Below are 20648 nucleotides of genomic sequence, written 5' to 3'. Positions count from 1 at the left end.
GCTTAACTCCAGCGTTAGGGTCTACTGGACACAGCCATGTATCGGGAAGCTGAGCAGACAATCAATCATGGGTTGAGCTTCGGTGCGAGGCTGCTGCTTAGTGCATTCGCTACTCTTTTTGGCATCATCATGCTGCTAACCGCCCCATCTACCAATAAAGCGTTCATTTTTTACTTGTTTGGCGTCTTCTGTCTGCTGATTGCAGTTGTATGCTTCACTCAAGGGCGTGCCCGGCAATTCATTGGTAGCGTCATTGGCTGCACCATATTTGGCCTTGGCATTTGGTACCTTGTCGTTGAGCTTTCTCGCGGCGACTATTGGTCCGGTGCACGTAGTGAGCCTTCAGTGCTCAACGCTTGCTTGTATTTGGCTTTCATCGGTATTCCGGGTGCGGTTTATGCCTATCGGGCTCGCTTTGGCCTACGGCGTAGACCCTAACCAATCATCCAAGCGGACGCCTTCGGCGCCGCTTAATTCAGGCGTTAGCTAACGAAATGGCCGGAATCTTTGCATATACATGTTCTTGTTGCGGAAAGGTGCATGAAGGCTCGCCGAGTTTTTCGTTTTCCTCACCTATGCATTACGGAGCGCTTTCCGACCAGGACAAGGAAAGGAAAGCAGTCCTTACAAGCGACCTCTGCACGATTACGTATGATGACCAAGTTGATCGGTTTATCAGGGTGGTTTTGGAGATTCCCATCCATGGGGTAACCGAACCCTTCATGTGGGGTGTATGGGTGTCCTTAAGTGCGGATAGCTTCGAGCGCTACACCTCTTCTTGGGAAGAACATGACGAATCGGATTCATACTTTGGCTGGTTCAGTAATGTGCTCCCGTACTATCCCGAAACGATCAATCTAAAGGCAAATGTAAGGCCCCGTCTTGGCGGTTTGCGGCCATATTTAGAACTCCAAGAGGTCAATCACCCTCTGTTCCAGCACTTTTGCGACGGCCTCACAATTCAAGATGCTCAGCGAGTCGCTGAAGTGGCTATGCACGGAGCTAACTAATCATCCAAGCGGACGCCTCCGGCGCCGCTTAACTCAGACGTTAAAGACGGGCCTTCCCGAAAGCGGACGGTCGTGACCGGCAGAAATGGGTCGACATCTGCCCGTCGCAACTTGCCCCGCACCACCAAGTCTCCAGGGGTTGTGATTGGTCAGAATCGCCTCCGTTTGGGTACAGACGAAGCCGCAGGCCATCCGCCTTGGTCAGAACCAGCAGGATGTTCAGCGATCTTCGGAATCAATATTCAACCTGATCGGAATCCGCAGCTGCGGATGTTGTAACGCCTGAACATGGCGCTGTTGTTGACAGTCAGCAGATGTCTCCGTGGGTCTAGTATCGGCCACAGGCAGCCGGTCGCGGCCTCAACAAAGTTGCCGAATGCCAGCCGTTGGAAGCTTGCATAGTTGGTGCTTGCAGCGGCGAGCGGAAGCCCGATTTCGGCGTTAGCCGTGTCCGGCTAGACTGCTTTCGATCAGCCGGACGCAGATCCGCGAAGTTCCTTCTACATCATAGGGTTGTGCTACCGTTCCTGGCGTCCAGCAAGAGATGTATAGCCGGACCTAGGGGTCCACATATTTAATAGTTAGAAGTCGCATGCCCATAGCCTCAAATCCAAACATAGCTATCGGTCATTCCTCTAGGGCCTTGCGACTTGCACTTGTCGCGGCCTGTTCGGCCTTTGGTGGTTTCTTCGGCGTGCTTCTTGCCATGCACTGGCACTCCCGACTGCTCTTTGTTCCCGCGGTCGCCTGCGTAGTCATCGGCGTTCCAGTCGGTATAGCGGCTATTGGGTACGGTTGGTGGTCAATTCTTGCTCGCTCACGTCGGTAGCATGCGTCGCGAGTTGCTTCTAACATCTCGTTCAAGGCGGACGCCTCCGGCGCCGCTTAACTCAGGCGTTAGGCCAAGGAGATCGGCATGGTGACGAAAATAAGTACACCAGTCTGGCAACGTGTAATGTGTGGTTTGTTGTCCGTTGCAGGTGCTGTAGCACTCGTTGCTAACGCCATGGATGGTTCGGTCCGCGGCATCTGGGGTATTGCCGCATGGGTGTTTGGGGTGTTCGGCGCAGTTGCGTTCGGTCGCGCCGCTATTCAAAAAACTACTGTTTACCAGAGCGTCGAGACGATGCCAGTTCTATCACCTGAAGTCGGTCGCTTAGTTGAAGAACGCCGCCAAGCCGAAGCCATCAAAGCGTATCGAGCGGAGGCTGCTGCTTCGCTTCATCAGGCCAAGGCTGTTATTGAGCACTATTGGCCCAACAATTCGTCCAAGCGGACGCGCGTGCCGCGCGCCACTTAATTCAGGCATTAGGTTGCCCATGAGCGTCACACTTCAACATGCAGCAGTAAACGTCGAAGTGCTCGACGGCCCTTATCTCTGCAATGGTCGGCCGACACCGGACGCAGTTGCTTACTACTCAACCCTCATCGCTAACCTCGGTGAGTTCAAGCGCTACGCAGCACAAGCACTTTTGCCGCTCTACAACAATGTCTGGCTAGACGACGAGATTGGTCAGCTCGACGAGCAAGCCTTCATGCAAAAACTGGCTCGGCCCTCGGTTCATGTTTACGATGAGGTCGGAGCGGCATTGGTCTACTTTGAAGATGGTGGCATCTTCGCAGGCCACAGGATCGAAATCACTGTCAGAAGCGGGCTGCCTTGCCATGCTCAGATTCTTGGCTAAGCAAACTAACTCAGGCGTTGATACCTAGCCTTCCCGAAAGCAGCCCTTCGCCACCGACCGATAAGGGTCGGAATGCGGACACGACCGACATAGGGTTTTAGCTACACCTGATCTAGAAGCTGAGACCGTGCTCAGTGATGTCGTATATATCTATCGGCTTTATACCGAGCCAACCCCAAGCCTTTTCAATTATTGCGATGAGTTCCATAGCGCCTAACGCTGAGTTAAGTGGTGCGCGGATGGTGCGTGCGTTTGGATGGCTGGTTAGGACCCACTAAGAGCCGCCACACCACCCAAAACATAACTGCTGATGCTGCACCCATGAGGCCCATGCCAGCAGAGCCTAGAATGTATTGAACCCATCCGGCGTGTGTTGGTACACCGTTAACCACATACTCGACCATTTTGTGCCCGCCCCACGCACTGTAGCCAGAACCAGAGCTTGGTTTATAGGGCCAAGAAATGAGCGCTGTGGGCACTGCCCCCAGAAAGAAACCGGAGATAGTCGCAGACCACCAACGAACCAGCCCACGATGCTTAAAAAGAAGAAAGGTTGGAAGGCCGAGTAGAACAACCCACAGCGAAGCGAGCACGAGAGCGAGTAAGCCAACACGGAAAGACGACCCGAGAACACCAAAGTAGAGCGCCGGTACAAGTGCAGCGATAAAGACTGCTCCAACTATTCCAAAGATTTGTCGCATAGATGCTAACGCCGAAGTTAAGCGGCGAAGCCGCTAAAATGAGATGTTAGACACCTACGGTGAGCTGTGTGCTTTGGCTAGTTGCGAAGCGGCCTCGCGCGCCTTAGCTTTGAGATAGAAGGCTGTTGCAAAGAGGGACTGCCGCTCGTTCTCCGGGGTATCCTTTTGCAGAAAGATGACCTCGCCATCACTAGAAACTTGAGCAGCTCCGTCTGAGGGCTTGGCCAACATTACAATTTGAAGAGTCGTGGGGTCGGAGTCTTCGTGGAAAGTGTTAGGCGTGGCTCCCGACCCGTCAACTATCACGATCTTGGTATGGACAGCTATATCTTGCATCGCAGCCTGAAGTTTTTTCGTGACCGCCACTTCCTCGGCTGAGGCAGCGAAGGCGCAGATGGCTACAGCAGCTACGAACAGTTTCGCTAGATGACGCACGTTATTCCCCTGTGTCTAACACCTGAGTTAAGCGGCGCGCGGTACGCGTGTCCGATGGGATGAATTGTTAGCCATATGGCCGCCGGATACCACTAGCGTAAGAATGAAGTTGCGTCGTAAGAGGATAGTCGGGCTCTCCCGACCGCCTTTGTTATTCGCCTATTAGACGGAATTCGCCTGCTGTCAGACGTCAAAATGACAGTTTGCGTTCGGAGAAGATCGGCATCGGATGGACGAGTGGTTCAGCTTGGGCCATAGCCAAGAACTACGCGCGTGAGATGCATGCATTGGTTGTCTGAAAGGACGCGCACCGCGCGCATTGAACCCACTCGCATTGCCGGGTGCCTACGATCACTCCCGGGATATAGGCTTCCGCAAAGCTGATGCTCACGACCGGCAGCAACGGGCCGACATCTGCTTGTCGCAACTTGCCCGGCACCATCAAGCCTGCAAGGGTTGCGATTGGTCAGAATCGCCTCCGTTTGGGTACAGACGAAGCCGCAGGCCATCCGCCGTGGTCAGAACCAGCAGGATGTTTAGCGATCTCCAGAATCGATATTCAACCTGACCGGAGTCCGCGGCCAAGCTCGCGTTGAATTGAATCAGCACTGCAAACGCAAGCAACCCCACCCCGACCATCTCCTGCTTGCAGGGGAGGGAGTAGAAGTGCAACGCAGATAGAAGGAACGAAGCACGTGTGCAATGGGTGCTGCAAGAAGCAAGCGCACGCAGGGTAATGGGGCAAAGTCTCAAACTTGCATCGCATCAGCGAAACACGCTGGACAAACCACGGTGCTTTCCGCGATGGTTTGCAGGTCGGGCGTGCTCATCGCACAACAGATGGCACAGCGCGCCCGACTTTGGAAGTGAGAGCGCGGGCCGCATGAGCTGGAACTCATACGACCCGCTGACCATAACAACTTAAGAAGGAAGTTATCATGGCTAAGCCGGATGATACGGCACGCACGAGGTTCTGTGTTCACCCCCTGCCGGTGTTTATCCCTCTCACCGTCACGCTGCTTGCGTGGCGCCAGGCGATAAGGGGCACGTAGTCCAAAAGGGCTTACCACCTTTTTCGATGATGCAGCGGGGCGTTCGCCCTGTGTCCCGTCACGCCGCGTGCAATGCGCGGCGTGATTTAAAGACATGGAATCAAGCTATGCAAACCAAACACCATCCCTTGCTGGATTCACATCCTTATCAGCTGAGTGAAGACGGCCATATCAAGTTGCAGGAAATCCGCGATCAGCTTTTGTTTCTCGCTGCGCTCGCTTATCCACACAACGAGCCGGAAGATGGCGTATTGCTCGAAGTCAGCCGGTCAGCATTAGGCGAAAGCTTCGAACGCTTTGCAGGCCAGATTAACGAGGTGTTGCATCACGCGGTGACGCGGCCTCGTGACGAGATTGTTTGGTAAGCCGATGCATGCGTTGCGACGCGCCGGAACCAGCAAACAGAATTAACAAGGGCATCTGCGGCGTCATACGTTTTAGACGGGCCTTTTCTCAAGGCGGTCAAACGGCTTTCCGCCGCATGGCCACACGACGTGGCCGCGTAGGCGGAAAACGGTTCTGAACGGTGTGCGGCCCGCCTCGACGGCCATCGAAAAGCGACCACGCGGCCATTTCCGCAGTAAGCATCGTCGCCAATTTGTACGTACAAAGGATTGATCAGCGTGGCCGCGCGTGCCGCATCACGACGCCGGACGATCCGACGGCCAATCGCTAAACGCAAACACATACAACATGATGATGTTGACCACGGGCACGAAGATCAGTAATGCCCAAGCGCCGTTGTAGCCGGCTTTCGAAACAATCTTCCAGGCGGGAATGACAGCCAGGATGGCCGCGATCAATCCGAAGAGCGGATGCGGATGCATAAGTCCCCTTCATACCCCGTTGGCCCCCGATTGGAGCGGGATTAGCTTAGCGGTAGCGGGGGCACACGCGATACGCCGCTCCTTCAAGCTGCATCCGACTCCGGCCAGCGCGAGGGCTCGGCGGGCGCCGCTGGCTGTGCCGGCGCAACCGCCAGGAACCAGTCGTCCTGAATACGCTCAGCTACCAGGCACGGCTCGCCCATGCGGCAGTGGGAACACGTTTGGTTATGCAGCATTAGCGCTGCAACGACAGATGATGTGGTCATGACGGGACTCCCAGGCCCCGTTGTAGTGGGACCTTAGAAAAGCTATCGGTCTGGCCTGGAATCTCTTTAGTGATCCTGCGGCAGCTGGCTGCACAGGACCTTGGCCTTATACGAGGCAAAGAGAGGGGCGCCCGTACTTTTTTCGTTCTCCATGGATGAGACGCCGCCGGAGCATCCTGGATGGGAACCTGGTTATCCGTACCGGGTGTATGTGTTTTCAGAAAAAGGAATGCGTCATGGCAAAAAATATCTTTGCGTTCATTGGTCTATGGGTGGTTATCGCCACCACGCAGTCGGCATGGCAGAAGTGCAGGCGTGCATGGCGTTCAGACAGCGATGCGACATAAAAGCCGCGGTGCATCGGCTGGACGGAAAGGCCTGCGCCGGTAAAATCACGGGCGGGATCCATGGTCATGGCAGGGTGTAGAAGCACCCGACAGGGAACAACAGGGGAAGCACATGAATGCGCCAAGCGTGAAGGAGCTGGTCATCGATATCGATGACCGGATGGAAGTACTCATTCAAGAAATCAATAGCGTTACAGATACCAAGAGCGTCGATATCGCCGACAGCCTGCGCACGGTCGTCATCGATTCCATCCTCGGCCCATTCGGCCTGAGCGCTTCGCTGTTTGATGATCGCGACGGCGGGAATATCACCACCGTGCACAACTTCGAAAAGGGTATCACCGCCAACGCTGAGGATGCCGCGCGTTACGGTGCGTACGCTGAGGCTCAATCGGAAAATTTCGATCGTAGCGATTACGAAAAAAATCTTCCCGGAGAGCGAAAAAAAGCCTTCAAGCAAGACGACATCATCGTCAACGCCTACACCGACGCGCAACTTCCGAAAGATGGCCGCGCCGTGCGCGATCATATCGTAAGTGCCCACGAAATCGAAATGTCTTCCAAAGGGCACCTGGGGCAGACACGCGAAGAGCGGGTTGCCACGGCGAACCTCGACGCCAACAAGGCTTGGACGGACAGGAGCCTCAACGCCTCTAAAGGAGACCGCGACCTGATGGAATGGGCATCCAAGCCCAATGCGCAGGATCCCAGTCGCACCAATGCCGAGTATTACCAGGCCCATCCCGAGCTGCTGGAGCAGACTTATCGATCAGCGCGTAAAGCGGTGGATCGCGCGCAGAACCTTGCGGTGCTGAAAAAGCAGGCCGGCGAATACATGATCGAGGGCAGCCGCGAAGCCGGCAAACTTGCCTTTCGGCAGATTCTCGGCCTGTTGCTGAAAGATCTGGCCGAAGGCCTGATCCAGGACATCAAGGCGCTCATCCGCGAAGGTTTTCAAAGTATTCGCCAATTGGTCGAGATGTTGCGTCATCGATTGGAGCAGACAGTGCTCAAGCTCAAGGAGCGCTGGGCCGATTATCTGAAAGAAGGTGTGGCGGCAGGCGTGACGGGTTTTCTCTCCAGCCTCATCACGTTGCTGGTCAATGCCTTGGTCACCACGGCCAAGCACATCGTCACCATCATTCGCGAAGGCACGCTTGCCGTGCTGAAGTCGGTGAAGCTGATTGTTTCTCCCGAACCGGGTATGACGGCCACCGATATTGGCTACGAAGTGCTGAAGCTGCTTTCCGGTGCGGTGGTCACGGCGGTGGGTCTGGGCATACAGGAATCTCTCGCCAAAGCGCTTTCCACGGTGCCGCTGCTTATGCCGCTGGCTAACGAACTGGCCGGTGTGGCGACTGCCATACTTTCCGGCACGGCCGGCCTGCTGGTTGTGCTTGCCTTCGATCGCCTCAAGGAGGCGATGGCGTTCCGTCGCAAGCAGTTGGCCGATCGCCATCGCGAACACACCGTTACGCTGCTCAAGATTCAACGCACCGCTATCGCCATTGCAGGCGCGCATTATCTCATTGACGACACGACACAGCAGCTGCGCCTTGTCTTGATGGAAGACTGGGCGGAGATCGATCAGCTGGACGCGCAGGCCAGCGAAGCCGTGGACGATTTCGAATCGTCCGTACAAGCCCTGCCCAACTTACTGGCTAAACTCGGATGACACACGAACTCGTTACGCAAAAGGAAAAGTTGACGCCGTCGTCGGTGGCCAATGACCTTTTCATCAAGGTCAAGCAGATCGAGAACGCTATCAGTACGTCGCAGAGCCATGTCCAGCAGGTGGAAAGTCGCGGCGTTCTGAAAACGCTGTTCTCAAGTACCAGCACGGATCTCGTTCACATCTCCAAATCGCAGAATCGTATTAACGATCTGATGCTGCAGATGATCAACGAGATCATCACCCTCAACGTCATGAGCTTCAGCTTCCTGGCCAGCGTGATGGAGGAATTCGAGAAGCGCGTGGCAGAAGGCATGCGCGATGCCAACGGTCACATCATCAAGCTTTCCCACGTCGGAAAGAATTTTGCCGACTCCGCCGCCAGCATCTTCAACAAGATCATCGAAGGCTCACGCTCCACGCGCGAGACCATTGCGCTCAATACGGAGCAAATCGAACAGATACGCGTGGCGCTTTCGGCCAAGGCGGAGATCGACGAACAGCAATCCATCAAGATCGCTTCGCTTGAGCACGCCATTGAAGTCAAGGAAGAGCTGGACGACCGGCAGTCCTTGGATATCGAGGCACTCAAGAGCTTGTTGCAGCAGCAACATCAGCGCCTCGACGGCGTGGAATCGAATCTTTCCGAAAGCGACGCATTGGGTCGCCAGCTGGCCGGGCAAGTTGCGCAATGGTGCGCGCAAGTCGATCGTCAGGCCGGCCAGATTGGCCAGCTTGAGGTGGCGCTTGCCAGCCTCACCGCGGAACATGGCGCTTTGCGGACGGATTATGTTCAAGCGGTTCAGCGCTTTGCGGCAGCAGAGCAGACACATGCCCGGCAGCGCAAAACAACATGGGCGACGATGGCCGTGCTGGCGGTGCTGAGCATAGTGATGGCTGCACACGTATTCGGGGTCTTCTAGGCATTTCGTTGGCACGCGTGCAAACGGCGGGTGCTTTCAGGAGGCTCCCGCCTGCGTTACACGATGGTTCGCGTTTCGAAGGGGTGGGAGACCATCGTCACCCACGTCGTCACCGAGAAGAATTCCTTGCCGTCGGTGAACAGGAAATTGCGCAAGCCCATCAGTAAATCGTTGTGGTCATTCACGATGATCTTGCGTTCCGGCGACAGGTTGCCATCGCGTATCACGGCTGCCTTGCCTTCTTCCAGCAGGCGACTGACCACATACAAGGTATCGAGATGGCGAGGATCCTTGCTGAGGGTCACCACGAGGCATCCGGTGTTATCCACGAGGGTGGGCGACACACTGTTCAACAGGTTCTTTGCACGCATTCCATCGATGAAGCTTTGGCGTTCATCCTCCGTGTGAATGCCGGGACGGGCTTTAGCGCGCATCGAAACCAGCTCATCGCGCGACAGCAGGATGCGCGCACCTTGCGCTTTAACCGATACGCAAGGGTATGGCACTACGGCGAGCGGAATGACCGTCTTATAGGTGTCGCGCGCCGACCCCGTGCTTGCATGGCTTTGTGCGCTGCACAGGCATAACAGGGCCAGAAAAAACACGGGTGCTCCGCGGCAGATTGCCATGCGCCTTCCCCTGGTTGATTCATGGACCATGGCACGTTACACCCGTCGCTGGTCCACGGAGGTGTTCGGGCTTCCGCAACATCACGAGGTCTTCCCGTGGAAAGCCTACGATCTCGCTGGCCGGCCCACGCAAAGATGCTTGCTTAGGCAGCCATGGTATGCGCCTCACGTTGTATAAAGAGCCCAAGGGGATTTTCAAACGATGCCAAAGAACGTTGTAGCCGCCTCATCCACCAGCGGCCGCGCCATGCTGCTGCGGCTGGCGGGCGCGCTTGTTTTGATTGCGCTGCTGGTGTTTTCCGTATGTATCTCCGCCAGGACCTATTTCAGTGCATTGGCCTGGAAAGGCATGGCCGCAGCGTTCGTAGTGTTTTTCGTGTGCTGGATACTTGCTTTTGTGCGCTACATCCAGCGCAACAAACGTACGCTTTCCACGCGCAACGGGCCCATTCGATTAGGGCGCGCGGGAATGGTGGGCTACGTGGTTCTGCTGTCGGCAGCGGCATCCTGGATGTGCTGGATCGTGCTGTATGCATGCATATCCCTGCTGATATTCACCACCTCACGTACGGCGGCGCATGTACCCGCCACGCTGGAAGTGATCCACACGCCGGGCCGTTGTCCGAATCGCTACGTACTCGACAACGCGCCTATTGGCCGGCGGCTAAGCTTTTGCGGCATCGCTTATGCCGGTGCGCAAAGCGGCGATCCGGTCGTCATCGTTGAAAGGCTTGGGCCGTTTGGGGCCTATCTGGATCACCTCAAAAGGGGACGTGATGAGTAGTAGCGTGGCGCGCGGCCTCTAGCGGGGCCCATGCGGACGTGTGTGCAGGATGAAGGATGGTTTCCCATATCAACGGAAGGGGGGGCGGTATGAAAGCAGGGGCGCACTGGCTGATGTTTACGGTTTTGCTGCTGGTCTCGCAGCCTTTGTTGGCTGCGGGAAACGGTAGCGTTTCCCACGATCTTTTTTGCCGTAACGGTGGTTTTCCTGAGGAGCAATCCCGTTTCGCGCTGGCCAGGGTCATCGGCAGCGGCCATCTGGATTTACTTGGCGACATGCACGGATGCCCGCGCGACAGCGCCGCATGCCGTGGTTTCGGTTACGTGTTGCCGGGCGACATTGTCGTGACCGGACGCAGCCACGGTGATTATGTTTGCGTGTATTACCCCAATCATTCCGGCGGCGGCGCCGGCTGGGTTTCCCACACACGGCTTGCGACACTGCCACTCAAGCATCATCCCTCTCTCACCGATTGGGTGGGGACATGGCGTGATGGCGACAACACCATCCGCATTTCGCTTCGGCAAGGTAAGCTGCATGCCATCGGCGAAGCCTATTGGCCTGTGGCCAATCCCTCGGCGGAAGAAGCGCCCGGTGGCCCCAATACCGGCAGCTTCGATGCCCATGCCGCGCCCCCAGACAATCAGGTGGAATTGTTCGACGGCGATAATCCGCAAAGCGGTTGCAAAGTCACGCTCACCCTGGTCGGGCATCTGTTGATCGCCAACGACAACAGGGGTTGTGGCGGCATGAACGTGCGGTTTCGCAGCGTGTATGTCCGCACCTGAAGGCTTCGAGAGACCATGGCACCATGCCCCGAGGAGGGTAAACATGAAAGCCAATATCATCGGCGCAGCCATCACCATCGTCGCCATCATGATCAGCACGGCTGCCATGGCTCGCAGTCATGCGTCCAGCCAGGACATCAGGCAAGACACGGTCGTGATGTATAGCGGCGACCGCGCGAAAGCCTTCTTTCCGGCATACATCAAGCAGCTGAAAGAAGACAGCAAAGGCAGCGATGCCCTGAGCCGGGCTGCGCAAAGAGCGCTGGATGCCGTCACCAAAAACCGGTTGATCGCCTTCCAGGTCGAAATGAAATCCGCCGCCGACGGCTCGGCCGTACCCGTCCCGTTCTACCGTACGCCTATAGCCTTTCCGGCCCCTCCGGAAAACGGCCAGACCGTCATCGCATCGGCCTGTGTGTTTGTCGCAGCCCATAAGCTTGTCTATCGGCAAACCAATGAGTGGCAATACCGCGCCGCGACTCGCCAATGGCAAGCCATGCGGAATGACTATGAGCGCGTTGCTGCTTGCCATGGGGATCTTGGCGATCGGGCGTAATGCATCGCAATCAAGCACTCAGCGCGGGCGATGTAGGGCGATGATGTTTTTGAGTGCCCAGGCTGATGCCTGGAGACGTCAACAAGCTTGCCAATAAATGGATGTTACCTATGCCAGGTGAAAGCACTGACAGAGCTGCGCTCTACGTGTCGATCGTAAACATGCTTATAACGCTAGCTGCTGCAGTCGGCGGATATTTCATGGTGACGAGGGTCCAGCAGAGCGTGGATGCCGCGCACTTGCAGATTGATCAGACAAAATCGATTATCGACACCGCCAAATTTCTTAATGATCTTCGCCCCAACGTGGATCTTCGATGCGTCGCCAATCAGGAGGCGGCGACTGTCGTAAGAGTCAGTTGTCTTCAGAAAAACATCGGCGCCCAGCGAGTTTTTCTCGATCAGCCGACAGCGATGCTTATTCTTGCGGACGATGGGCAATCGATTGATCCAAAATATTATCGTGTTACGCAATTAAGCGGAAATGCTGTGCCGGCTGGTGGAACCGGATCCGTTGACTATCTGATCCAGGTGCTGGGCGCTACCTCCGTGGATTGGTCGAAAATCGATGTTGTTACCAATGATCTGGCCAGGACCGATCCTTCGATATTGGCGATCGTGAAAAAGCAACTTTATGATGCGATGGATCAGGAAAAGATCGAGGATTTTTCGGTTCAACCCTATCGGCTGACTTCACCCGTCATCCCACTCGAAAATCTGTCTCCCAACCGGAGCAATCCAGCGGGAACCGTGCCCATTCCAACGAATCCTGCATACCAGTTTGACAGGGCAAATTAGCGATTGAGCCGAGGCTTTCGTTGCTGCTCGTGATCGCTACGCCTTCCTCGTATGCTTGGAGGGAGGTGGGCAGTAATGTCTTGGCTTCAGAGTGGGCACATGCGCCCGTAATTCGGGAGACCGCATCTATCGGCGCACCTTCCAATGGTTGAAAATCTGTTTGCTTACTTAGGAGACGTCCCAACGTGCCGCACTATTCCGGCCCCTTGCTCACGCGCCCCATTGCAGAGGCCATGCTCGCAGCACGCGACAGCGGGGCAGGCGAATGGATGGGCTCGCTGGACCTGGGGCGTTCAAGCGGCATCGCGCTGCTGCAGCAGGACGCCTGGCAATGGAGCGGCCAGCGTTATCCGTATCCGCAAAAACTGAAAGACCGCACCATCTACTTCTGGGATGGCGATGAGTTTGCACCGGTGTCGCATTTCTCCGGCTCACTGATCAAGCTGGTGCCGACGGAGTGGGGTGCGCCGACATTCGAGATCGATGGCATCAAGATGTTGCCGACGGCCAAGGCGTCGCCGTTTGAGGATGCACGCAGCAAGGTGGCCTTGATCGAGCCGCGCGGCAAGGTGGTGCTCGATACCTGCGGCGGCTTGGGTTATTTCGCTGCCTGTTGTTTGGCGGCCGGCGTGGCGCACATCATGTCGTTCGAGAAAAATGCCGATGTGTTGTGGTTGCGTACGCTCAATCCGTGGTCGCCGGATCCGGATGATCCGGCCTATGCTGGCTGCTTCGAGTTGACGCACGCCGATGTATCGCATGCGATCACGCGAATCGCCGATGCATCGGTGGATGCGCTGCTGCACGACCCGCCACGCTTTGGCATTGCCGGCGAACTTTATTCGCAGGCGTTTTACGATCAGCTTGCGCGCGTGTTGCGCCGTGGCGGACGCCTGTTTCACTACACAGGCAGCCCCAACAAACTTACCAGCGACCGCGACGTTCCACGCGAAGTGACGAAGCGTCTGGAAAAAGCGGGATTCAAGACGCAGTTGGCCTTGGATGGCGTACTGGCGGTGCGTCGCTGAGGAGCGGCGCCTGCCGACCCCTTCGGCCGTGCTTAGTGTTAAGTTTGCCGATCATTCACTCGCTTGTCGGAGTTCCCCCTCATGTCTCACGTTTCACCCGCCGCTTCGGCCGTTGCCCCGTTTCGTCTATGTTCGCGCCTTGCCTTGGCGGTGGCGGCAGCGCTGGCAACCAGTGCCGCCGCCGCGCAGCAAGCGCGCACCGACCATGTGCCGCCGCCACAGGACACGCCCTACATCGGCACGGTGACGCTTCATGTCGATGCCAGCGACAAAGCACAGGGCATTTTCCGCGTCCATGAAACGATTCCGGTGAAGGCGGGCGAGTTGACCTTGCTGTATCCGCAGTGGATTCCCGGCGATCACTCGCCGACCGGGCCGATCGCCATGCTCGCAGGTCTCAAGCTGAGCGCCGATGGCAAACCGCTGATGTGGAAGCGCGACGAATACAACGTGTATGCGTTTCACGTCGACGTGCCGGCCGGTGTCTCCAGCATCGATGCATCTTTCCAGTATCTGTCCGGGCGCACGGATAGCGAAGGATTCGAGATGACCGATCGCATGATGGATATGGAATGGAGCAAGGTGTCGCTTTATCCCGCCGGTTATTTTTCGCGCGATATCACCTTCGTTCCCAGCGTGACCTTGCCGCAAGGCTGGCAGCTCGGCACGGCGTTGGAGACGGCCTCGCAGTCGGGCGGTACAACGACTTTCAAGCCGGTGACCTACAACAACCTGGTGGATTCCCCGGTGTATGCCGGCGAGTACTTCAAGCGTGTCGACTTGAATCCGGGTAGCGAGGCGCCGGTCCATCTGGACATCGTGGCCGATGCACCGAAATACCTGGAGATGACACCCGAACAGCTGAAAGTGCATCGCGCACTGGTGACGCAAGCCGTGAAGCTGTTCGGTTCGCATCATTATGACCACTACGACTTCTTGTTCTCGCTGTCGGATCAGTTGAGCGGCAATGGCACCGAGCACCACCAGTCCAGCGAGGATGGCCTCGGCGCCGATTATTTCACTGCCTGGAACGAGGCGGCGCCGGATCGCGATCTGTTGGCGCACGAATACGTGCATTCCTGGAATGGCAAATTCCGCCGCCCGGCCGATTTGTGGACACCCAATTTCAACGTGCCGATGGGCGATTCGCTGTTGTGGGTGTACGAAGGGCAAACCCAATACTGGGGCTTCGTGTTGACCGCGCGTTCCGGCATCTGGACGCCACAGCAATTCCGCGACGCGCTGGCGATGGTGGCGGCCAATTACGATCGCAACCGCGAAGGTTTCGAGTGGCGCACGATGGAAGACACCACCAGCGATCCCACTGCCGCCCGCCGCTCCAGCCTGCCGTATCGCAGCTGGCAGATGAGCGAGGAGTATTACAGCGCCGGACAGATGATGTGGCTGGAAGTGGACGCCAAGCTACGCGCCCTGACCCACGACCACAAATCGCTGGACGATTTCGCTCGCGCCTTCTTCGGTGTCGACAACGGCAGCTATGTCACCAAGACCTACACCTTCGACGACGTGGTGCGTACCTTGAATGCAGTGGCTCCCTACGATTGGGCCAGCTTCTTGCACGCGCACGTCGATGTGCTCAATCCGCCGCTGGACAACGGCCTTGCGGCGACCGGCTGGAAGCTGGTCTATACCGATCAGGAAAGCGAGTACGAAAAGGAATACAACAGCCGGCCGCAGTCATCCCGCCATCTGTATAACTTTGCCTGGTCGATCGGCCTGACCATGAACGACCGGGGACAGATCAACGACGTGCGCTGGAACGGCCCGGCGTTCAAGGGGGGGGTCAGCACCGGTGCCACGCTGGTGGCCGTGGATGGCAAGAACTACTCCACCGATGCGTTGAAGAACGCGATCACCGCAGCCAAGAACAGCACGACACCGATCACCTTGCTGCTGAAGTACCAGGGCGGTTATCGCACGATATCGGTGGATTACCACGGCGGCCTGCAGTACCCGCACCTGGTACGCATCGATGGCACGCCCGATTATTTGAGCCAAATCATCGCGCCGCGCAAGTAAAGGCTATCGCAGCAAGAGAGGGGGCGGTGAGCCCCCTCGATGTCGCATCGCATCGCATTGCTACCGGCTGCAGGATACTGGTGGCGATGCGGCGTGCAAGGTGACAATGTATACGCCCCTCTTTGGCCATCTGGACGGCTATTTGAATGAGAGCGTCGAGCCGGTTGAGGCGCTCTGCGGATGAAAGCTTTCCGGCGGGCCCAGGTAGCTGGGTCGCAGCGCGCCATGGCTTACCACCAGGCGCTCCACCACCAGGGCCGGGTCGACTGCCCAGATGTTCAGCGTGTGGTAGCCGGGTGCGGCAATGGACAGCGGCACGGTCACTTGCCGCACGCCGTCGGTGACGGCTTTCGCCCAGTCATCCTTGCTGTCGTGTTCCAGCGCATCCACCACCGTGCGTGGACCATTGTCCACGGACACTGCGAAACGAAGACCGCGTCCGGGCACGAAGTTCAAGGTAGGTGCGAGCGTGAGTCGAAGCTGCAAGGCACCCGAGTCGTACAAGTACATCCGGTACTGCAAGGACGCCTGCGAATCGAGCTTGCTCGCTGCGGTGACGGGGAATACGGTCATCGCCGACTTGGTCTCGCCGTAGTCGGGTAATTCCACCCAATGCATGGCGTCCTGGCCGGCGCCATCCGTCGTGCGCGCCGTGGTGTCGGCGGCTTCCATGGCGACATAGCCATCGCTTTCCACAAAACCCTTGGCATGGTGTCGTGTGATCGGCAGTCGCAACGCGTGTACCGCAAAGTGCATCGGCCTTGCGTCACCCGATTGGATCGTCAGCATGCCATCGGCGTTGTCCGCGCCATGCGGCAGCTTGCTCCAGTCCACATGCAAGACGATCGGTTGCTCGGTGGCACCCACGGTTCCTTCGGTTTTCGAGGGCACCAGCCATGGCGTATTCACCGCGACCGTGTACGGCACGGGAGCCGGGCCGCGGTCGAACAAGGTCAGGGTGCGTGTCTGATCGGAAACCGAATCGATCGTTCCCAACGAGACCCTGGATTTCTCCATCGGTGTTGCATCTTCCGCCGTGACGCCGAGCGAACTGTCTCGCGGTATCTGGATCCAGCTTACTGCCGGCATGACGTTGGCCGGTGGATCGCGCCACGAGGTGTAGCCGATGTGGGTCTGGTCCATCATGTGATCCCACTTGCCGTCCAACAGTGTGTTGTACTCGGCGCTCAGCGCCGCATCTTTTGCGAACATCGCGCGGACCTCGTCGGCTTCCTGGTTCGCGCGTGGATTGCCGGCGTGTGCATCGGCTGCGTTTCGCGCCGCGGTGATGTACATCTCCGTCAGATTCGCGCAGGCATCGACCGGATACTGGATCAGCTCGAAATAGGAGGCCCGTTCGTTCGCGGGCAGTTGCGTAGCCAGTTTGTCGACGCGTTGCGCAAGGGTGCGCCATTCCGCTTCCACGCGATCTGCTTCGTGGTAGTTAGTCAGGCTGAAGGTGCTTGGATCGATCAGCTCGGGTTTGCGCCGGCCGTTGTATTTCGTGTAAGCCTCCATGGCTGCGGCAATCTCATCGGCGTGCTCGGGGCCGAACTCGCGCGTGGCCCATAGCTTGGTGAATTCATCCAGATGGTCTTTGTTCCAGCGCTGTGGCGTGCGCGCATAGTCCAGGAAGAATTCCATGGGGAATTCCATCGGCTTGCCATCGCCGGCATTCACGACCCACAACCGGGTCGCCCCGTAAGCCACGGCAAGATGCATCTGTTCCTGCACCTTGGTGATCGGATTGGTGTTCAGCCATTTGTACGAACGCGGGGCGCCGACGTAATCGAAGTGGTAATAGATGCCCGCGCCACCCGAGCGTTTCCGTTCCTCGGGCGTCGGCAGCCGGCGCAGGTTGCCCCAGTTGTCGTCCGACCACAGCAGGGTGACGTCATCCGGTACGCGCATGCCTTTTTCGTAGTACGTCTGTACCTCTTTGTACAGCGCCCATACCTGGGGAATCTTGGTGATATCCGGATTGACCGTTTGTGTCAGGATCGATCGCTGGTCCGCGATGATGTGTTCCAGCAGTTGGGTATTGGCAGTGGTGGACATGGGCGTGTCACCTTCGCCGCGCATGCCTAGCGTCACCACTTCCTCATAGTTTTTGTCGCGCTCCATGCCCTTGCGCCAGAATGCGTCGATCGCTTTGGCGTTGGTGGTGTAGTCCCAAGGGCCGTAGTGTCCGGACGTCCATTCTTTTTCCGCACGCATCATCGGCTCTTCGTGCGAGGTGCCCATCACGATGCCGTATTCGTCGGCGAGCTTGGGATTCAGCGGATCATCGGTTGCGAACGCGTTGTTCCACATCGCGGGCCACAGGAAATTCGCTTTCAGGCGCAATAGCAGCTCGAACACCTTGGTATAGAACAGGTGATTCATGCCGCCGAATTTTTCTTTGGTCCAGCCGGAGAGTGCCGGTGCTTCATCGTTGAAGAAAATGCCGCGGTATTTCACCGCCGGCACGGGCTGGATGTACCGGCCGCGCAGCACATACAGCGCATCGTGATGCGGCACGCGCACGTCGGCCCACCAATACCAGGGTGATACGCCGATCTGTTCGGACAGGTCGTAGATGCCGTAGATGGTGCCCCGCTTGTCCGCACCGGCAATCACCAGGGCACGCGGCACACCCGGCATCGGGTTATCGACAACGGTAGTGACGGCCGATTCCCATTCGCCGGCAATACCGTGTACGTCCAGTTTGTGCTCGCGTACCAGCGCATCGATCAGCGGACTTTTGCCGATCGTTCCGATCAGCACGACCTCGCCGTGCGGGGTATTCCCATTTTTCATAACGGGCGCGTCATGCCCGGTGACGCGTCCGATGTCCTGGCTCAGATCGCCCACCGCGCGCACCACGCCGGCCCAATCCTTATCACTTACCAGCAGCGTCGTCGCCACGCCATGCTGCACTAGCACGAAGCTGTCTGGGGCGGGCGAGGTGCTTACATATTTGGCTTCTCCCAGTGCTAGTGCGGCTTGCGATGGTAGCGCTAACAAAACGAGCACAAGAATGGCGTAGAAATTAATGCGACGCGACATGCGCAAGCCCCTGGGTACGATGGATGCGGTGAGGATTCGCTGTCTGGCAGCGTACCTGCGATCAAACCACAGTTGGCGGGCTGAGCAAAATTCGCGCGAATTTACGCCCGGTTTTTCGCTCTGCAGATGGCGAGCGGCGAGGCACTATGCCGCGGCGGAATTCATCGTCAACACATCGCGGCGCGGTGGCGCCCCGAACATGCGCGAGTATTCGCGGCTGAATTGGGACGGGCTTTCATAGCCCACCCGATAGGCGGCGGATTCCGCATTGGCGGCGCCGGTCATCATCAGGTGACGCGCTTCCAGCAGCCGAAGTTGTTTCTGGTATTGCAACGGCGTCATGGAAGTCAGCGCCTTGAATTGGCGATGGAACGCGGAAGGGCTCAACTGTGCAATCGCCGCCAGATCTTCGATCCGGATCGATGTCGCAAATTGGTCGCGCAGAGCGTGGACGGCTTTGATTACCCGTTGCGCGTGACCGTTAGTCAATACCAGGCTGGCGATGTCGCCACCGTGTGGTCCGGTGAGCAACCAATAGCAGAGTTCGCGCATGATCATTGGCGCCAGCATGGGGATGGCATGCGGCGTGTCGATCAGGCGCGCAAGCCGATAGACGCATTCCGCCACCGGGCCGTCGAAGTCGGTGACGAAAATGCCATGGGTGACGTTACCGGATAAGTGTGGCGGTCGATCGAGCGCTTCCCATACGTCGCGCATGACGGCAAGGTCGAATTCGACAATGACGCCCAGATAAGGCTCGCTTGGGCTGGCCTTCACCACCTGGCTCAACGCCGGTAGCTCGACGCTGGTTACCAGCGCCTGGCCCGCGCGATAGTCAAAGCGTTTGTCGCCGAACGTGCTCCATTTTGCGCCTTGCACGACCACGCACAGCGCGGGTTTGAAAACAATGTGCGCGGGATGCTTGCGATGATCCGAACGCAGGAAGGTAAGCCCCTTGACCGGCGTTTCGCACGGATTCGTGCCGCCGCGTGCGTCGGTAAAGCGTTTGACGATGTCGATCAGGTCACTCGGCATGGCAAGACCCTTAAAGCGTGCATGCCTGCATGCTATCGCCCTTTTCGTGCCGGCGAATGACCGTGGAGCAGGATCGGGCAAGAACAGGGTCAGTTCCGGCATTCGATGCCTTGACCGGCCTGCCTAAGCTTGGCGCATGCCTTACTCAAGCCGGAGCCCGCATGACCACCATCGCCAACGAAAACGCTGTGAAAAAGATTGCCCTTGTGACGGGCGGAAGCCGTGGCCTGGGCCGCAACACCGTGCTCAGTCTTGCACGACGCGGTGTCGATGCCATCTTTACCTATCACGCCAACCGGACGGCCGCCGAGGATGTAGTGAAGTCGGCATCCGAACTGGGCCGCAAGGCAATCGCCTTGCCGCTGGATACCGGCAATACGGGTGCCTTCGATGCCTTCGTGGATCAGGTGCGTCAGGCGCTCGCGAAGCTGGGCGCCGAGCGTTTCGACTATCTGGTCAACAATGCCGGTACGTCGAACCATACCCCGATCGAGGCAACCACCGAACAAGAACTGGATAGTCTGTATAACGTCCACTTCAAAGGCGTGTTCTTCCTGACCCAAAAGTTGTTGCCGCTGATCAACGACGGTGGTCGGATCGTGAATATCTCCAGTGGCCTGACTCGCCTCGCGATGCCGGGCAGCGCCTCGTACGCGTCCATGAAAGGCGCGGTCGAAGTGCTCACGCGCTATCTTGCAAAAGAACTGGGTCCGCGACGCATTACCGCAAACACGGTGGCGCCGGGTGCGGTTGCCACTGATTTCAGCGGCGGCATGGTGCGCGACAATCCCGAGATCAACAAGCGCGTCGCGGAGATGACGGCGCTGGGGCGCGCCGGTGTGCCTGACGATATCGGCCCCATGATTGCGTCGCTGCTATCCGAGGACAACCGCTGGGTGAACGCACAGCGTATCGAGGTTTCCGGCGGCATGGTGATCTGATCGCGATGCAGTCGGGCGACGCCTGGCGAGGCCGCGTTGCAGCACATTGATGCTGCAGCGCGGTTCGATAAATACTCGGCTATT

At 57.7% G+C, this 20648-nt stretch carries 21 protein-coding genes; 14 read left to right on the top strand and 7 right to left on the bottom strand.

Translation table 11 applies throughout. From position 1 onward, the window contains the following. Positions 1-36: 36 nt before the first annotated feature. The 4 genes from AC4HNJ_RS06325 (at position 37) to AC4HNJ_RS06310 (ending at position 2695) form a co-directional block, all read left to right on the top strand. Entirely contained in the window at positions 37-438 is a 402-nt protein-coding gene (locus AC4HNJ_RS06325; protein ID WP_490478702.1) for a hypothetical protein, read from the top strand. A gap of 56 nt (positions 439-494) precedes the next feature. Then, on the top strand, positions 495-1010 hold the full coding sequence (locus AC4HNJ_RS06320) for a DUF2199 domain-containing protein (RefSeq protein WP_490478701.1): 516 nt from the start codon (positions 495-497) through the stop codon (positions 1008-1010). Between the two features lie 916 nt (positions 1011-1926). Next, positions 1927-2310 (top strand): hypothetical protein, encoded by a 384-nt coding sequence (locus AC4HNJ_RS06315; protein ID WP_490478700.1) that lies wholly within the window; start codon positions 1927-1929, stop codon positions 2308-2310. 19 nt (positions 2311-2329) lie between these two features. Beyond that, positions 2330-2695: a DUF2262 domain-containing protein gene (locus AC4HNJ_RS06310; protein ID WP_490478699.1), complete on the top strand. Its 366-nt coding sequence runs from the start codon at positions 2330-2332 to the stop codon at positions 2693-2695. A 755-nt stretch (positions 2696-3450) separates the two neighbouring features. On the opposite strand, the gene AC4HNJ_RS06305 is transcribed toward AC4HNJ_RS06310, so the two are convergent. After that, positions 3451-3831, bottom strand: a complete 381-nt coding sequence (locus AC4HNJ_RS06305; protein ID WP_490478698.1) for a hypothetical protein — start codon at positions 3829-3831, stop codon at positions 3451-3453. A gap of 1159 nt (positions 3832-4990) precedes the next feature. Between AC4HNJ_RS06305 and AC4HNJ_RS06300 the strand changes: the two genes are divergently transcribed. Then, positions 4991-5248: an XAC0095 family protein gene (locus AC4HNJ_RS06300; RefSeq protein ID WP_490478697.1), complete on the top strand. Its 258-nt coding sequence runs from the start codon at positions 4991-4993 to the stop codon at positions 5246-5248. Positions 5249-5524: 276 nt separating this feature from the next. On the opposite strand, the gene AC4HNJ_RS06295 is transcribed toward AC4HNJ_RS06300, so the two are convergent. The 3 genes from AC4HNJ_RS06295 to AC4HNJ_RS06285 all read right to left on the bottom strand — a co-directional run bounded on the left by AC4HNJ_RS06295 (position 5525) and on the right by AC4HNJ_RS06285 (position 6385). Next, entirely contained in the window at positions 5525-5710 is a 186-nt protein-coding gene (locus AC4HNJ_RS06295) for a DUF805 domain-containing protein (RefSeq protein WP_490478696.1), read from the bottom strand. Between the two features lie 83 nt (positions 5711-5793). Then, entirely contained in the window at positions 5794-5976 is a 183-nt protein-coding gene (locus AC4HNJ_RS06290) for a hypothetical protein (protein WP_490478695.1), read from the bottom strand. A gap of 217 nt (positions 5977-6193) precedes the next feature. Then, positions 6194-6385, bottom strand: coding sequence for a hypothetical protein (locus AC4HNJ_RS06285; RefSeq protein WP_490478694.1), 192 nt, complete (start codon positions 6383-6385; stop codon positions 6194-6196). Positions 6386-6435: 50 nt separating this feature from the next. Between AC4HNJ_RS06285 and AC4HNJ_RS06280 the strand changes: the two genes are divergently transcribed. Together AC4HNJ_RS06280 and AC4HNJ_RS06275 are read left to right on the top strand one after the other, a co-directional pair. Then, a complete protein-coding gene (locus AC4HNJ_RS06280; protein ID WP_490478693.1) occupies positions 6436-7998 on the top strand; it encodes a hypothetical protein in 1563 nt (520 codons plus the stop codon). Beyond that, positions 7995-8918: a hypothetical protein gene (locus AC4HNJ_RS06275; RefSeq protein ID WP_490478692.1), complete on the top strand. Its 924-nt coding sequence runs from the start codon at positions 7995-7997 to the stop codon at positions 8916-8918. The genes AC4HNJ_RS06280 and AC4HNJ_RS06275 overlap by 4 nt, the downstream gene beginning before the upstream one ends. A gap of 56 nt (positions 8919-8974) precedes the next feature. Here the strand turns inward: AC4HNJ_RS06275 and AC4HNJ_RS06270 are convergent, their stop codons facing one another. Beyond that, positions 8975-9547 carry a hypothetical protein gene (locus tag AC4HNJ_RS06270; RefSeq protein ID WP_490478691.1) on the bottom strand — a complete coding sequence of 191 codons (573 nt, stop codon included), beginning with the start codon at positions 9545-9547 and terminating at the stop codon, positions 8975-8977. A 202-nt stretch (positions 9548-9749) separates the two neighbouring features. Here AC4HNJ_RS06270 and AC4HNJ_RS06265 point away from each other — a divergent pair, with 202 nt between their 5' ends. The 6 genes from AC4HNJ_RS06265 to AC4HNJ_RS06240 all read left to right on the top strand — a co-directional run bounded on the left by AC4HNJ_RS06265 (position 9750) and on the right by AC4HNJ_RS06240 (position 15540). Further along, positions 9750-10331 carry a hypothetical protein gene (locus AC4HNJ_RS06265; protein WP_490478690.1) on the top strand — a complete coding sequence of 194 codons (582 nt, stop codon included), beginning with the start codon at positions 9750-9752 and terminating at the stop codon, positions 10329-10331. A gap of 89 nt (positions 10332-10420) precedes the next feature. Then, complete coding sequence (locus AC4HNJ_RS06260) at positions 10421-11119, top strand: hypothetical protein (protein WP_490478689.1); 699 nt, start codon at positions 10421-10423, stop codon at positions 11117-11119. 43 nt (positions 11120-11162) lie between these two features. Next, positions 11163-11675, top strand: a complete 513-nt coding sequence (locus AC4HNJ_RS06255; RefSeq protein WP_490478688.1) for a hypothetical protein — start codon at positions 11163-11165, stop codon at positions 11673-11675. 53 nt (positions 11676-11728) lie between these two features. Beyond that, complete coding sequence (locus AC4HNJ_RS06250) at positions 11729-12472, top strand: hypothetical protein (protein WP_490478687.1); 744 nt, start codon at positions 11729-11731, stop codon at positions 12470-12472. A gap of 185 nt (positions 12473-12657) precedes the next feature. Next, positions 12658-13500: a class I SAM-dependent methyltransferase gene (locus tag AC4HNJ_RS06245; RefSeq protein WP_490478686.1), complete on the top strand. Its 843-nt coding sequence runs from the start codon at positions 12658-12660 to the stop codon at positions 13498-13500. 81 nt (positions 13501-13581) lie between these two features. Beyond that, complete coding sequence (locus tag AC4HNJ_RS06240; protein WP_490478685.1) at positions 13582-15540, top strand: M61 family metallopeptidase; 1959 nt, start codon at positions 13582-13584, stop codon at positions 15538-15540. Positions 15541-15678: 138 nt separating this feature from the next. Here AC4HNJ_RS06240 and AC4HNJ_RS06235 read toward each other — a convergent pair whose 3' ends face one another. Together AC4HNJ_RS06235 and AC4HNJ_RS06230 are read right to left on the bottom strand one after the other, a co-directional pair. Next, entirely contained in the window at positions 15679-18588 is a 2910-nt protein-coding gene (locus AC4HNJ_RS06235; protein ID WP_490478684.1) for a glycosyl hydrolase 115 family protein, read from the bottom strand. Between the two features lie 144 nt (positions 18589-18732). Continuing rightward, complete coding sequence (locus tag AC4HNJ_RS06230) at positions 18733-19623, bottom strand: AraC family transcriptional regulator (protein WP_490478683.1); 891 nt, start codon at positions 19621-19623, stop codon at positions 18733-18735. Positions 19624-19784: 161 nt separating this feature from the next. Between AC4HNJ_RS06230 and AC4HNJ_RS06225 the strand changes: the two genes are divergently transcribed. Further along, the gene (locus AC4HNJ_RS06225) at positions 19785-20564 is read left to right on the top strand and encodes an SDR family NAD(P)-dependent oxidoreductase (protein ID WP_490478682.1); all 780 of its coding nucleotides are present in this window, start codon (positions 19785-19787) and stop codon (positions 20562-20564) included. The last annotated feature ends 84 nt before the right edge of the window (positions 20565-20648 follow it).

The sequence above is a fragment of the Dyella sp. SYSU CM1112 genome (assembly GCF_058216415.1).
The sequence above is the reverse complement of the archived record's forward strand: the minus strand, read 5'-3'. Positions and strand labels throughout refer to the sequence as shown.

Excerpts from the sequence above, each read along its gene's own strand:
- AC4HNJ_RS06325 (WP_490478702.1), top strand. The coding sequence starts at position 37 with ATGTATCGGGAAGCTGAGCAGACAATCAATCATGGGTTGAGCTTCGGT.
- AC4HNJ_RS06320 (WP_490478701.1), top strand. The coding sequence starts at position 495 with ATGGCCGGAATCTTTGCATATACATGTTCTTGTTGCGGAAAGGTGCAT.
- AC4HNJ_RS06315 (WP_490478700.1), top strand. The coding sequence starts at position 1,927 with ATGGTGACGAAAATAAGTACACCAGTCTGGCAACGTGTAATGTGTGGT.
- AC4HNJ_RS06310 (WP_490478699.1), top strand. The coding sequence starts at position 2,330 with ATGAGCGTCACACTTCAACATGCAGCAGTAAACGTCGAAGTGCTCGAC.
- AC4HNJ_RS06300 (WP_490478697.1), top strand. The coding sequence starts at position 4,991 with ATGCAAACCAAACACCATCCCTTGCTGGATTCACATCCTTATCAGCTG.
- AC4HNJ_RS06295 (WP_490478696.1), bottom strand. The coding sequence starts at position 5,710 with ATGCATCCGCATCCGCTCTTCGGATTGATCGCGGCCATCCTGGCTGTC.
- AC4HNJ_RS06290 (WP_490478695.1), bottom strand. The coding sequence starts at position 5,976 with ATGACCACATCATCTGTCGTTGCAGCGCTAATGCTGCATAACCAAACG.
- AC4HNJ_RS06285 (WP_490478694.1), bottom strand. The coding sequence starts at position 6,385 with ATGGATCCCGCCCGTGATTTTACCGGCGCAGGCCTTTCCGTCCAGCCG.
- AC4HNJ_RS06280 (WP_490478693.1), top strand. The coding sequence starts at position 6,436 with ATGAATGCGCCAAGCGTGAAGGAGCTGGTCATCGATATCGATGACCGG.
- AC4HNJ_RS06275 (WP_490478692.1), top strand. The coding sequence starts at position 7,995 with ATGACACACGAACTCGTTACGCAAAAGGAAAAGTTGACGCCGTCGTCG.
- AC4HNJ_RS06270 (WP_490478691.1), bottom strand. The coding sequence starts at position 9,547 with ATGGCAATCTGCCGCGGAGCACCCGTGTTTTTTCTGGCCCTGTTATGC.
- AC4HNJ_RS06265 (WP_490478690.1), top strand. The coding sequence starts at position 9,750 with ATGCCAAAGAACGTTGTAGCCGCCTCATCCACCAGCGGCCGCGCCATG.
- AC4HNJ_RS06260 (WP_490478689.1), top strand. The coding sequence starts at position 10,421 with ATGAAAGCAGGGGCGCACTGGCTGATGTTTACGGTTTTGCTGCTGGTC.
- AC4HNJ_RS06255 (WP_490478688.1), top strand. The coding sequence starts at position 11,163 with ATGAAAGCCAATATCATCGGCGCAGCCATCACCATCGTCGCCATCATG.
- AC4HNJ_RS06240 (WP_490478685.1), top strand. The coding sequence starts at position 13,582 with ATGTCTCACGTTTCACCCGCCGCTTCGGCCGTTGCCCCGTTTCGTCTA.
- AC4HNJ_RS06235 (WP_490478684.1), bottom strand. The coding sequence starts at position 18,588 with ATGTCGCGTCGCATTAATTTCTACGCCATTCTTGTGCTCGTTTTGTTA.
- AC4HNJ_RS06230 (WP_490478683.1), bottom strand. The coding sequence starts at position 19,623 with ATGCCGAGTGACCTGATCGACATCGTCAAACGCTTTACCGACGCACGC.
- AC4HNJ_RS06225 (WP_490478682.1), top strand. The coding sequence starts at position 19,785 with ATGACCACCATCGCCAACGAAAACGCTGTGAAAAAGATTGCCCTTGTG.